Below are 11909 nucleotides of genomic sequence, written 5' to 3' on the forward strand. Positions count from 1 at the left end.
ATTCCCGCCACTCCAAATCTGCAAAGCCATGCACATCGCCATCCTCACCTTCGACGGCTTCAACGAGCTGGACTCGCTCATCGCGCTGGGCATCCTCAACCGTGTCAAGCAACCCGGTTGGCGCGTCTCCATCGCCAGCAACACCGAGCGCATACGCTCCATGAACGGCTTGGTGATTGAAGCGCAGGCCACGCTGGCCGAGGCCAGTGCGGCGAACGCCGTGCTCATCGGCAGCGGCATGCGTACCCGAGAGATTGCGGCCGATGCGGCCCTGATGGCGCAACTGCAGCTGGACCCCTCCCGCCAACTGCTGGGCGCGCAATGCTCCGGCACACTCATTCTGGGCAAGCTCGGCTTGCTCGATAACGTACCTGCCTGCACCGACCTCACCACCAAACCGTGGGCTGAAGAAGCCGGTATCGCCGTGCTCGATCAGGCCTTCTTTGCCAACGGCAACGTGGCCACGGCCGGCGGCTGCCTGGCCTCAAGCTACCTCGCCACTTGGCTCATCGCCCGTCTGGCCGGCCTCGCCGCCGCCGAAAACGCCATCCACTACGTCGCGCCGGTCGGAGAAAAAGAGGACTACGTCACCCGCGCCATGGGCCACATCACGCCCTATTTGGAGGGGGTTCCCGTCAAGCCGTGAGTGATGACAGCGTGCAACTAGTCAGTCGCTCCCGCGTGAAAACACACGCCGCGTTCAGCGGCTGAACTCCATCACCCAGTTGGTTTCCCAACTCAAGCCCCCATCTCCTGAAAACGCCTGCTGCCAAGTCGGGTTACCGCCGGGATTGGCATCCCAGGCAAAACGCACCTTGATGGGCTTCTCCGCCAGCCAATCGTCGGCAAAAAATGTGCCCACAGAACCGGTGAATCTGCCGATAACAGGCACGTCAAGACTGTGCGGCGCACGCCCGTCCAGCCACCAGATGGCCCACATCTTGGTAACCGGATCAAACGAACGAAACGGCGCCGCCTGCACCTCTTCGTCGGGAAAATGAAGAATGTTGTCCTCCACATTGCCAAAGCCGCCCAGGATCTTTCGGGTGGAGGATTTGCCAGAAAACTCCGTCCACGCCGAGCACCCGGTAAGGCGGGAATTCAACCGCCGATGACGAACTTTCCAGTCACCAAGGATGAAGTCAAAGTCTGAAGGCGGGGTGACGTGGAAGGTGGAATGCATTGATTGCGTTTTTTTGTTGAGGCGAACCTTTTGCCGAAGCGGCAGCTGAAAGAGTCCAAGCAGGAGAAGGGTCAGGCCTTGCCGCTCCCCGCGATCATGACAGGTGTTCCGTACCTGGTGGGGTGCTCGGGGGCGCCTTCCAATGTTGCACGCGCCCCACCAAAGCAGTCGACTCCAGACGGCAGCGCCATGCCAGATTGTGCTGATCTTGTCCAAATGTTGGCGGTGACCTCGACTGCATTCGGGTTGTCGCAACAGCCACGAGAAATCGCTCGCAGTTCAGGCCAACGTTCAAACGTCAACCCAAGCGTTGATCCGCAGTCCGCGCAAAATTCCACGAACACCTTCTTGCCACTTTCGTCAGACAAGTGCTCATACTTGCGCGGCCTCGCGGACAGGAACTCAACCGCCTCAATCGGAAACAAGGACTCCGTATAAAACGAGGAGCCAGTCATTCGCTGGCAAAAAGTGCAATGGCATACAAGCGTACGCAGCGGAGCCTGTGTTGCCCGAAATCTGACCTTTCCGCAAAGACAACCTCCTTCAAGTACATATGACATGGCGCCTCTCCCAGAATGGTTTCACGCGAGTCAAAATCTGACGAGAATCGAACTCGGAATTGCGAATCCCCAAAGCTCCTGCGGTCCTCCACAGAATTCCGCTTGGGTCGCGGAACAGTAAACCGATTCTGGCATCCGTGCAAGCCGCGACCTGGGTCCGTCTATCGCCCAAATAATTTCTTCAGCCCCTCACCCACCTTGTCCCCCACCGACGCACCGGCGCCTGTGCCCACACCGGGCATCAACACAGTGCCGATGGCCGCGCCGATCAACGCGGAGCGGGACAAATTGACTTGTGGCGCGTCCAGCGTGCCACCCACTTCCAGGGGCACGCCCACAGCACCTCCCAACTGGCTGGCTGCCAGGTTGACGCTGATTTGTCCGCTCAAGGCCCGGCTAGCAGCCACTTTGACTTGCCCGGTGGCGCTCAACACGCCTGAACTGGCCACCAAGTTGTTGATTTGAAGGACCCGGCCTTCGGTGCTGACCTGCCCGGCCAGAACGTCCAGTGAGGTGTTTCCGCCGCGGCTGGTGCCCACAGTTTTGACCGCCTTGGCCAAGTCAATGCCATGCAACACGGCGCCCTTCACGGTGAACTGGCTTTGGGATTTCAATACATCAGACAGCGTATCAATTTGACTCGTTCGGGCTGAGAGCGTCGTGCTTGCGTCCAACCGGCCGCTTAGCACCGGTATGGCTGCCGTGCTAAGCGCAGCCACTTCAACGCCCTTGGTTTCCAACTGGCCCTTGAGCACATAGGCGCCACCTGGCTGGGAAGGTACCCGGAACTCCACCGGGCCTTGGACCGTGCCTCCTCCCACGCTCAGCGCCACACTCCAAACTCGGTCTTGCCGGGAAAGCTGTGCGGTTGAGCCCTGCAAAAATCCTTTCAACACCTGCACGTTCACCTTGTCAGGCTCGCCTTGAGCATTGATATCAGCCTGGAAGTCCACCGTCATGGCCAAACCCTTGGCGTTGACCCAGCTCACGTTTTTCAACAACAGTTCTCGGGGAAACCATGCTTGAGACTTCTTGGGACTTGTTTTGGCCTTTGACCCCGGTCCAGATTGCGCAGGTTGATTTGTTTTTGATAGCGACAAGAGCAAAGCGTCGATGCCATGTTGTGGCAGTGAGGCATCACGCACCAGCACCGATCCGACGGACCACTCGCCCATCAAAAGGCGGCCCAACTCAGGACGAACGCCCACATAGGCCAGGGACAGTGCCGGCTTTGTGGCCACCTCGATATCAGTCACCACCACAGCAGGCTTGGGAAACACAGAGACCTCAATCCCGCCCAGCTTGACACCCACGCCCAGCGACTGAGTGGCTTCGCGCTCCACACGGGCCTTGAAGTCAGCCGAGCCCAACCAAGTTTGCAGGCCCCACACAGAACCGACCACCAGCACACCTGCCGCCAACCCTGTCACTGAGATCCACTTCAACGCTTTGTTCATGCCTGCATTCTGCATGGCCTGCGCCAGCCCGCAAAAGACGGCACGCTAAGTCAGCGCCCGCTGGCGCGAGGCCAGTGCAGCGCCCACCCACAACGCGGCGGCAGAATAAATCAGGCCGCGGGCCAAGCCACCCTGTCCGTCAGCAATGTAACCCACCAGCGTGGGTCCTACGATCTGGCCAAACGCAAACACAATGGTGAACGCACTGATGCCCGCACCCCAGGCTGCCTGCGGCAGATTGTGCCGAACCAGCGCGGTGGTCGACGCGACCACCGCCAAGAACACCGCGCCGAACAAAATGCCCGAGGCCAGCACCACGGGCCAAGCGGAAGTCAACGCAGGCAGTAAAGTTGCCAGGCCCAACAATCCATTGAGCAAGGCCAACACCCGGCCCCCTTTGTACCGGTCCAGCAACCCTGCCCAAATGCGCGCCGAGGCGACCACGGCGGTGCCCAGCAGCGTGTAAAAAACGGTGATGTCCGGGCCGCTGGCGCCTTGCTCGCGCAACAGGGCGATCACAAACGTCATGTAGCCGATGTAGCCCACGCCAAACATGGCGTAACCCGACAGCGCAAATGAAAACGGCCGCCAGTTGAATGATGCAGGGGGTGCACTGCCCACGGCGGCTGGCGGTGCCAACTGCCGCAAAACGCGCGCGGGCCAACGTAAGATGGCTGTGGCCACCAGGCAAGTTCCGGCCAACAGCCACCACGCCCAGGCCCAGCCATGGGGCCACGCCACTGCCGCTTCCAGCACGGCAGGCACCAACAGGGCCGACAACACAATGCCAAACCCCGTGCCGCCGTAGTACAAGCCAATCAGCCAGCCACCACGAGCCGGTTGCAAGGCGCCCAAGCGCGCCGCCAACAAACCGCCCGCAATAAAAACCAACGCGCTGGCCACGCCGGCCAGCAACCGTTGCACGAGCAATGGGGTGCTGTCAGTGAAAAACCCACTCAAGCCCATGAACACGCTGGCCAACACCGAACCCAGCATCAGTACACGCGACGCACCATAACGTTGCAATAGACGGGGCGTGACCAGCGCACCCAGCAAATAACCCAGCGCATTGACGGTGTTCATGCCCCCCGCCAGGGTGTAGGACCAATTCAAATCGTCCCGCATGGGCGGCAACAACAAACCATAGGAAAACCGGGTGATGCCCAAAGACAGAGCCGCTCCCATGGACAAAGCCAACGCCAGCCAAAAGAGCTGGGACAAGGGGGTGTGAGAAGTGGGGGTCAAAGTCGTCATGCGACTTGCATTCTGGCGCAAAGCCCTTGCAATGCCCTGTCGCCTTGGCTGAGATTGCTGGCCCGGCGGGAACCAGCTTGCCCGCCAGCAAGCGTGCCTCAGGTACTGCCAGACACGGCGCCCGGTGAGTGCATGAGAATCCTCGCAAACAAGCGGTCAAAAGCCGGGTTGCGCTTGTACTGTCCCGTGAGGGGATCGCAATTGGTGGCAAAGGCTGCGTCCAGCTCACGCCAGTCTTCATCGCTGAGAACCCGCAGCGCTGCGGGAAAAATAACGTTTTCCTCCATCTGCATGTGGGCCAGATAAAACCTGATGTAGTGGCGGGCCGTCTCTACAAAGGCTTCACGGCGCGACTCCCCCATCAATTCCCACGCCAACAACAAGTGTTGCAACTCACGTACCGCCGATTCGCTCGTGGCGTGGTCTTTTTCAAGCAGAACAATGGTCTCCATCGTCTCGGGGGCCAAACGTGCCACACGGGGAAACAACAGGTTCGACTCTTTGGGATGGTGCAACTGCTCCGGGAACTCGTCCACGTAGAAAAGCATGGCGCGCATTCCGTCAAAGAAAACCTCGGGCTGATCGCCGGGCCCCGAGAGCAATGCCTTTTCAAAGGCATTCATCAGGGTCGCCAAAGCGGCGTGCTCTTCCCGAATGATTCGAATACTGGGGTGGACCATCACATCTCTCCAAAGCAAGCGCCAAGCATGACAGCGCCGAACTGGATTGACCTTGACACGGATCAATGCACAGTTCATCAGCTGTTCGAGCGCCTTGCCTGCTATTTTTGACCGCAAAACACACCACCGAAAAAGCTGTGCATAAATCTGGCACAAGCCAGCAGTTATCCACAGAGGTGACGCCAAATGAAAAATTGTCCAGAATCCGGGTACACATCAGAAGCAAGGTCACCCACATGGCTTGAGATAACTTAAGTCTATGTTTTAAATCAAAAAAAACACCTTATCCACAGCAGAGCGCTTCCCTTACCTACTACTACTATCTTATAAATAGAAGATATAGAAAGACAAGGGAAAACGCTGGTGTCAAAAAACAGGCAGTTTTACATTGATGCTTTATGCTTGTGCATACCTGCAAATAAGCCAGACTAAAAAACGCTTCGACCAGCACAATCAAGTAAGATTTGCGCTACCGGATGGCCTGGCCCGAGCATTTCACCGGGTTGGGCGGCTTCTCTGGCCCTCTTATCAAGTTTTTTGTCCCCCTCCATGTCTGTTACACCCGCCGCTTCGTCGCCTGGCTCCTCTCCTGTCTCTTTTGAAATCAAAAGTGCCCAATTGCCATTGGTGGCCTTGTTGGTGAACACAGATGATTGGGCGCAACTCAGCGCGGACTTGCTGGCGCGATATGGCCATCTTGGCGAGAACCCTGATTTTTTTGACCACGACCCGCTGGTACTCGACTTCTCGCAACTCAATCCGAAACTACCCGTCTCAGATTTGGTTCCTTTGTTGAGAGCGCTGCGCGCATGCCGATTGGTTGCAGTGGCCATGCGGGGCGCCAATCGGGACTGGATGGAAGCGGCCCGGTCCGTGGGCTTGGTGGAAGTGCCGGTCGATGTCCCGCGTCCCCGTCCCAAATCCGCCCCGCCGGTCTTGACAGAAGTGGTCACCACCGAAGTGGTGCGAGAAATTGTGCGCGAGATTCCGGCCGTTGCCACCATGGTCATCGACAAGCCTTTGCGATCAGGGCAAAAAATTTATGCGCGTGGTGCAGACCTGGTGGTACTGGCCATGGTCAACCAGGGCGCTGAGGTGGTGGCAGATGGCAATATCCATGTTTATGCGCCCTTGCGTGGCAAAGCCATGGCGGGTGCCAGTGGCAATACCAATGCCCGCATCTTTTCCTTGTGTCTGGAACCTGAACTGATTTCAATCGCCGGTATTTACCGTACCAGTGAAAACCCACTGTCGCCCGATGTGCACGGCAAGCCGGCTCAAGTGCGGCTGAGCAATGACGGCCAAGATAAGCTCTTGTTTGAAGCGCTCAACCCCTAATTCATCTTTTTGAAAGACAACTTTCCCATGGCAAAAATTATTGTGGTGACTTCCGGCAAAGGAGGCGTTGGCAAGACGACCACCAGTGCCAGTTTTGCGACCGGTTTGGCGTTGCGCGGTCATAAAACTGCCGTGATCGACTTCGACGTGGGTTTGCGTAATCTGGACTTGATCATGGGTTGCGAGCGCCGTGTGGTGTATGACCTGATCAACGTCATTCACGGTGAAGCGAATTTGAACCAGGCACTGATCAAGGACAAGCAGTGCGACAACCTGTTTGTGCTGGCTGCGTCGCAAACCCGTGACAAAGAAGCTTTGACGCAAGACGGTGTAGAGAAGGTATTGACCGATCTGGCGGCGATGGACTTTGAGTTCATCGTGTGCGACTCTCCAGCAGGTATTGAGACTGGCGCCATGATGGCCATGCACTTTGCCGACGAAGCACTGGTGGTGACCAACCCCGAGGTGTCTTCCGTGCGAGACTCAGATCGCATTTTGGGCATGCTGGCCAGCAAGACCCGCCGAGCCACACAGAGCATGGACCCGATCAAAGAGCACTTGCTCATCACCCGCTACAACCCGGCGCGGGTCAACCAGGGGCAAATGCTGTCACTGGAGGACATTCAGGATATTTTGCGTATCAAGCTGATTGGCGTCATTCCTGAAAGCGAGACGGTGTTGCAAGCCTCCAATCAAGGACTGCCTGCCGTGCATCTGCATGGCAGCGATGTGTCTGAGGCTTACAAGGACGTGATCGACCGTTTTCTGGGCACCGAGAAACCCATGCGCTTCACAGAAGCGCCCAAGCAAGGGCTGCTGAAACGGCTCTTCGGGGGGAAATAAGCCCATGTCATTTCTTTCCTTTTTTATCGGCGAGAAAAAGAAGACGGCCAGCGTTGCCAAAGAACGGCTGCAAATCATTCTGGCGCACGAGCGCAGCGGTCGTGGCGCGGCGCAGCCCGACTACTTGCCTGATTTGCAGCGGGAGCTGATCGCCGTGATCAGCAAGTACATCAAGATCAACGCCGAAGACATCAAGGTGAATTTGGAGCGCCAAGATAATCTGGAGGTTCTGGAGGTCAAAATTGAGCTACCAGACAGCCGATAAGCCTGATTGAGCGTGTTTTATGCAAAAGGGAGGGGTACACCCCTCCCTTTTCTTTGAGCGTGCGCAATGTGCACTGACATCCGATTGGCGTAGCCACTGGCTTATTTCACAGCGGTGGCATCGAACAAGGGGTTTTCAATCAAACCCAGACGGTTGCCAAGGGGGTCGGTGACAGCGGCCACTTTGATGCTGCCTCCGACCTCTCTCACCGCTTCGAGTTCAATGGCGCCCATTTCAAGCAATCGGGACAATTTATGCTCGATCTGTGCCACGCCCCACAAGGCTTGCGCACCCGTGGTGCCAGGTGTGGCGTTGGGCAACAAGCGCAGCTAAAAGTCGCCCACGGAAAACCCAACATAAAAGGGTTCTTCAAAGCAAGGCGCAGTAACGAGCACCTTGGCATACCACTGGCTGGCAGCGGTCAGATTCGGCGCCGGATAAATGACAGTTCTCAGTCCCAGAGTCATGGCCATCTCCGGTTGGCAAATCGCTGGCCCTGCCGCGTTCAACGGGGTGAAAAACGCGGGTCAGGTCAAACGGGTGACACGTTGATCAGCAATTTCAGGGTGTTCTCATCCGGCCGACCGGCAAAAAATCGAGTCAAGGCCTGTTTGAATACGGGTTCGTCCGGCGCGACCAGGGAGAACAGCGTCATGCAGGATTTGAATTTCAGATCGTCGGGCGAGCCAAACAAATCGTGGGCGGTGGACGTAGATTGCGCCACCGCCAATTGAGTGCACTCTAGCAAACGAGGACTCAAAATCGGGTGCTGCCAATAGTCCAGCGCTTCGTCAGCCGACTGAATGGCAAAGTGGCGGGCAATCGGGCTTCGACCCAGATCGCGAAATTGTGGAAAGATGAACCACATCCAATGGGTGGTTTTTTCGCCCAAAGCGAGTTCATCGCAGACGGTTTCGTAAACGCGGTCCTGCGCCTCCACAAAGCGTTCAAGACCTTCTGTTGTCAGGTTCATTAATTCACCTATCCCATGCCAAGCAAATAAGCTATCTTGACGCATTTGGCTATTGAGCGCTAGCGGGTTAAGCCCGCGTGTCGTCACACCACAGACCTAGCGCTGATCCGCCATGCCAATAGAGGAATAATCACCGCGATTGCCTGAACTTCTATTGCTTCAAAATAGATAGCAATCTACCTAGTAAATTCGGAGGATAGAGGTCAAACTCTTACCAAACGCAAATGCGTAATTTCCGAAGGAGCACCAAAGCGCTTGGGCGGTCCCCAATAACCCGTACCCCGGCTGGTGTACACCCACATCTCTTCCAATTTGTGCAAACCGGCCGTAAAGGGTTGCTGAAATCTGACAAAGTGGTTCCACGGCCAGAACTGCCCGCCATGGGTGTGCCCTGAAAGTTGTAAATCAAAGCCAGCCTTGGCGGCGGCAGGCGCGCTGCGCGGCTGATGAGCCAATAGCAATTTGAACAAGGCATGCTCCGGGGCATCCGCCATCGCCGCATGGGGATCACTGCGATGGCTGTCGTCAAAATGATGGGCACCATAGTCCGTCACACCCGCTACTACCATCATGGCGTGCTCTGTGTCCTGGTTGTCACTGCCATGGTGAATCAGCACATGCTCATTCATCAGCACCCGCACGCCAAGGCCACCCAAGGCCGCGATCCAGCTGTGAGCACCAGAGTAATACTCGTGGTTGCCAGTCACGAAAAACGTGCCGTGAGTTGAAGTGAGCCCGCGCAACGGCAGCACATGGTCGTGTAGGTCATGAACACTGCCGTCCACCAGATCACCCGTGATCGCCACCAGGTCGGCATTGAGGCTGTTGACCCGGTTAACGATGCGTTGAAGATAGTGTTTCTTGATCGTTGGACCGACATGAATGTCCGTAATTTGCGCGACTGTGAAGCCATGAAGCGCATGCGGCAAGTTCAGGATGGGCACATCCACCTGGACAACGGCGGCGGTACGCCTGGCATTCCAGAACCCACCTATGGTCATCAGCAGGCCCACGACGGGTACGGCCAAAGCGCTGTAACTCCGAAACAGGGTCTCGTCCAAGCTCCCCGGCCAAGTCCAATTCAGCAGGGTCACAGCCACCAAAGCAACGCCTCGCAGCAACGACAACACAAACAGGCTTGAAAAGCCGCCCATAAATATCAAACCCAGCCAGGTCAATGTAGGCGACCACGCAGAGGGCGCCACACGCGGCGCAATCAAAGCCAGCGGAAGCAGCAGCGATGACAACACCAGAAAAACCTGAAATCCCACACCCAGCAATAAATCAATGGATGTCAGGTCGGCGGACAGCCACCAGCCCAACAGACCATGCAACAGCACCGAAACCAAAAATAGAGGCAACACACGTTTCACAACCAAACACCCGATCCAGTAGAAAAAAAACAACGCTGAAGTTAGATGGCGCTTCACTCGCCAGGATCAAGATACGAGCCACCAACAAATCCCAAAACGTAAAAAAGATCACATAAGAGGGCTTCTGAAAGAACTCTATGCGCCACGGAGCCACGTGAAAAAGGATAAACATGTGGACAACTTTTGAAGAAGATCATGGTTATCCACAGAAAGTTGGAAACTCTGAACTTATTCAAGATCGGGTGACACCAGAAAAGCAGAGAAGCCCACACCCGTCAATCGATCGTAAGTGGTTGAACTAAAAAGGTTTTTTAACCTTATCCACAGAAAAGCGCTGCCCTTACTACTACTACTATGTATTTATAGAAGAAATAAAGAATAAGAGAGGAACATCATTGCCCTCTCCGGCAAGGCTTCAGAACGCCTAAAAACATATCAGGGACGATGAAATTACATTCATGAAAGAAAGCGGTCGCTAACGCGACCAACATGCAATGGACCCATCAAGGAGAATGAAACCATGAACCGCCGCCACTTGTTGACTATGTTGGGAGTCTTGGGCATTTCCCATCAAATAAAAGCTGCTACTCCCACCGCCAAACCACAGGCTGTTGAGCCCCTTCGCCTGAGTGATTCCGTATGGAAAAAGCGCCTGACCGCCGATCAGTACGACGTTTTGCGAGACGAGGGGACAGAACGAGCTCATTCCAGTGTTTTGAACACGGAAAAACGTGCTGGTGTTTACCACTGTGCAGGCTGTGACCTGCTTTTATTCACCTCTGAAATGAAGTACGACAGCGGCACCGGTTGGCCGAGTTTTTTCAGCTTCTTGCCGGGCGCAGTGCTCACCAAAACAGATTTCAAATTGATTTTTCCGCGCACCGAGTACCACTGCGCGCGCTGCGAAGGGCATCAAGGCCATGTATTCAACGATGGTCCGCAGCCCACAGGAAAACGATATTGCAACAACGGGGTTGCGCTTAAGTTTGTGGCCAAGACATGAGTCCCATGCGCCCTGTGAATGCACTCAGGCGTTCATGAACCCCTGATTAGGTACCCAATCACCCTCAATATTCAGACCTTTGCTGGCGACGCTACCCCTACATTGGAGTCAGGGAGTCTAGGTTGATCAACAGAAGCTGATGGGGGTCACAATGAACACGCTTAATGCCCTCAACCATCCAGATGTGTGCGCCAAAAGGCGCTTGAATCTGTTGGCGTAGGTCGATTTCATATGGTTGATGGTAGGTCAGGGCTGCTGGATTGACCTTACCCGGTTGCGAATCGACAAGGATTACGCACAAGACTGCCCGATGTCGGCATTGAATTCGGGATGTGATCCACTGCGCCGTTGCGCCAGTGACTTGCAACACACCTTGCTCGTCCTGGGATTGGCACGTGCTTGACCCTGCGCAAAGTGAACCTCAGCTGACAAACAGCGGTAGATCCGCTTTTTTCAGTGTGCGCAGCACAAAACTGGATTTGCTGTGGCGCACGCCTTTGATTTTGTAAAGGCGCTCGCGCAGCAGGCGTTCATAGTCTTTGGTATCTTTCACCGCCACACGCAGCAGGTAGTCGTATTCGCCGGAGACCAAATAGGCCTCAATGACCTCGGGAATACTGGCCAACGTCTCGCCAAACTTCTCCAAGGTGTTGTCTGAATGGCTGTCCAGCGTCACTTGCACCATCACGGTGTCGCCCAGGCCAATGGCTTGGGCATTGAGTCGAATGGTGTAGCCCTCGATCACACCGGCCTCTTCCATCTTCTTGATCCGCCCCCAGCAGGGCGTGCTGCTCAGACCGACTGACTTGCTGATCTCTTGCAAGCTGGAGCGGGAGTCAGCCTGAAGAATGTGAAGAATTTTTCTGTCAATTTTGTCCATGAAGACAATATAGCCAAAATTTGAAAAATTAAAGAAATTTATTCTTAATTGAGATGGATTGCGAGCCAATTGAGAAATTATTTCTAGAGGTGGCGCGTAA

14 protein-coding genes and 1 pseudogene are annotated in these 11909 nt (G+C 55.7%); 5 read left to right on the top strand and 10 right to left on the bottom strand.

The window, feature by feature from the left end; all coding sequences use genetic code 11:
* The first annotated feature begins 28 nt into the window (after positions 1-28).
* The gene (locus tag J8G15_RS14745; protein ID WP_210542978.1) at positions 29-646 is read left to right on the top strand and encodes a DJ-1/PfpI family protein; all 618 of its coding nucleotides are present in this window, start codon (positions 29-31) and stop codon (positions 644-646) included.
* Between the two features lie 54 nt (positions 647-700).
* On the opposite strand, the gene J8G15_RS14750 is transcribed toward J8G15_RS14745, so the two are convergent.
* The 5 genes and pseudogenes from J8G15_RS14750 to J8G15_RS14770 form a co-directional block, all read right to left on the bottom strand.
* Complete coding sequence (locus tag J8G15_RS14750; protein WP_240538597.1) at positions 701-1399, bottom strand: hypothetical protein; 699 nt, start codon at positions 1397-1399, stop codon at positions 701-703.
* Positions 1400-1446: 47 nt separating this feature from the next.
* Positions 1447-1743 (bottom strand): annotated as a pseudogene (locus tag J8G15_RS22160) (GFA family protein); the annotation flags it as partial.
* Positions 1744-1904: 161 nt separating this feature from the next.
* Positions 1905-3200: a hypothetical protein gene (locus J8G15_RS14760; protein ID WP_210542984.1), complete on the bottom strand. Its 1296-nt coding sequence runs from the start codon at positions 3198-3200 to the stop codon at positions 1905-1907.
* Between the two features lie 45 nt (positions 3201-3245).
* Positions 3246-4454 (bottom strand): YbfB/YjiJ family MFS transporter, encoded by a 1209-nt coding sequence (locus J8G15_RS14765; RefSeq protein ID WP_210542986.1) that lies wholly within the window; start codon positions 4452-4454, stop codon positions 3246-3248.
* A gap of 98 nt (positions 4455-4552) precedes the next feature.
* The gene (locus J8G15_RS14770) at positions 4553-5134 is read right to left on the bottom strand and encodes a hemerythrin domain-containing protein (protein ID WP_210542987.1); all 582 of its coding nucleotides are present in this window, start codon (positions 5132-5134) and stop codon (positions 4553-4555) included.
* Positions 5135-5683: 549 nt separating this feature from the next.
* On the opposite strand from J8G15_RS14770, the gene minC reads away from it, so the two are divergent.
* Genes minC through minE form a run of 3 tightly spaced genes read left to right on the top strand, consistent with a single transcriptional unit; the run spans position 5684 to position 7580 of the window.
* On the top strand, positions 5684-6472 hold the full coding sequence (gene minC / locus J8G15_RS14775) for a septum site-determining protein MinC (RefSeq protein WP_210542988.1): 789 nt from the start codon (positions 5684-5686) through the stop codon (positions 6470-6472).
* Positions 6473-6499: 27 nt separating this feature from the next.
* The gene (gene minD / locus J8G15_RS14780; RefSeq protein WP_210542989.1) at positions 6500-7315 is read left to right on the top strand and encodes a septum site-determining protein MinD; all 816 of its coding nucleotides are present in this window, start codon (positions 6500-6502) and stop codon (positions 7313-7315) included.
* 4 nt (positions 7316-7319) lie between these two features.
* A complete protein-coding gene (gene minE, locus J8G15_RS14785) occupies positions 7320-7580 on the top strand; it encodes a cell division topological specificity factor MinE (RefSeq protein ID WP_210542990.1) in 261 nt (86 codons plus the stop codon).
* A gap of 101 nt (positions 7581-7681) precedes the next feature.
* Here the strand turns inward: minE and J8G15_RS14790 are convergent, their stop codons facing one another.
* The 4 genes from J8G15_RS14790 to J8G15_RS14805 all read right to left on the bottom strand — a co-directional run bounded on the left by J8G15_RS14790 (position 7682) and on the right by J8G15_RS14805 (position 9932).
* Positions 7682-7900, bottom strand: coding sequence for a VOC family protein (locus J8G15_RS14790; protein WP_210542991.1), 219 nt, complete (start codon positions 7898-7900; stop codon positions 7682-7684).
* A 9-nt stretch (positions 7901-7909) separates the two neighbouring features.
* On the bottom strand, positions 7910-8047 hold the full coding sequence (locus J8G15_RS14795) for a hypothetical protein (RefSeq protein ID WP_210542993.1): 138 nt from the start codon (positions 8045-8047) through the stop codon (positions 7910-7912).
* A gap of 65 nt (positions 8048-8112) precedes the next feature.
* Positions 8113-8553 carry a DUF1810 domain-containing protein gene (locus J8G15_RS14800; protein ID WP_210542995.1) on the bottom strand — a complete coding sequence of 147 codons (441 nt, stop codon included), beginning with the start codon at positions 8551-8553 and terminating at the stop codon, positions 8113-8115.
* A 203-nt stretch (positions 8554-8756) separates the two neighbouring features.
* Positions 8757-9932: a metallophosphoesterase gene (locus tag J8G15_RS14805; RefSeq protein WP_210542996.1), complete on the bottom strand. Its 1176-nt coding sequence runs from the start codon at positions 9930-9932 to the stop codon at positions 8757-8759.
* Between the two features lie 514 nt (positions 9933-10446).
* On the opposite strand from J8G15_RS14805, the gene msrB reads away from it, so the two are divergent.
* The gene (msrB, locus tag J8G15_RS14810) at positions 10447-10929 is read left to right on the top strand and encodes a peptide-methionine (R)-S-oxide reductase MsrB (RefSeq protein ID WP_210542997.1); all 483 of its coding nucleotides are present in this window, start codon (positions 10447-10449) and stop codon (positions 10927-10929) included.
* Between the two features lie 421 nt (positions 10930-11350).
* On the opposite strand, the gene J8G15_RS14815 is transcribed toward msrB, so the two are convergent.
* Positions 11351-11809: an Lrp/AsnC family transcriptional regulator gene (locus tag J8G15_RS14815; protein WP_210542998.1), complete on the bottom strand. Its 459-nt coding sequence runs from the start codon at positions 11807-11809 to the stop codon at positions 11351-11353.
* Between the last annotated feature and the right edge of the window lie 100 nt (positions 11810-11909).

It is taken from the genome of Rhodoferax sp. PAMC 29310 (assembly GCF_017948265.1).
Lineage (GTDB): Bacteria > Pseudomonadota > Gammaproteobacteria > Burkholderiales > Burkholderiaceae_C > Rhodoferax.

Bases quoted from the DNA above. Each gene is read 5' to 3' on its own strand.
- J8G15_RS14795 (WP_210542993.1), bottom strand. From the start codon at position 8,047: ATGACTCTGGGACTGAGAACTGTCATTTATCCGGCGCCGAATCTGACC.
- J8G15_RS14800 (WP_210542995.1), bottom strand. From the start codon at position 8,553: ATGAACCTGACAACAGAAGGTCTTGAACGCTTTGTGGAGGCGCAGGAC.
- J8G15_RS14760 (WP_210542984.1), bottom strand. From the start codon at position 3,200: ATGAACAAAGCGTTGAAGTGGATCTCAGTGACAGGGTTGGCGGCAGGT.
- minD (WP_210542989.1), top strand. From the start codon at position 6,500: ATGGCAAAAATTATTGTGGTGACTTCCGGCAAAGGAGGCGTTGGCAAG.
- J8G15_RS14745 (WP_210542978.1), top strand. From the start codon at position 29: ATGCACATCGCCATCCTCACCTTCGACGGCTTCAACGAGCTGGACTCG.
- minC (WP_210542988.1), top strand. From the start codon at position 5,684: ATGTCTGTTACACCCGCCGCTTCGTCGCCTGGCTCCTCTCCTGTCTCT.
- J8G15_RS14765 (WP_210542986.1), bottom strand. From the start codon at position 4,454: ATGACGACTTTGACCCCCACTTCTCACACCCCCTTGTCCCAGCTCTTT.
- msrB (WP_210542997.1), top strand. From the start codon at position 10,447: ATGAACCGCCGCCACTTGTTGACTATGTTGGGAGTCTTGGGCATTTCC.
- minE (WP_210542990.1), top strand. From the start codon at position 7,320: ATGTCATTTCTTTCCTTTTTTATCGGCGAGAAAAAGAAGACGGCCAGC.
- J8G15_RS14815 (WP_210542998.1), bottom strand. From the start codon at position 11,809: ATGGACAAAATTGACAGAAAAATTCTTCACATTCTTCAGGCTGACTCC.
- J8G15_RS14770 (WP_210542987.1), bottom strand. From the start codon at position 5,134: ATGGTCCACCCCAGTATTCGAATCATTCGGGAAGAGCACGCCGCTTTG.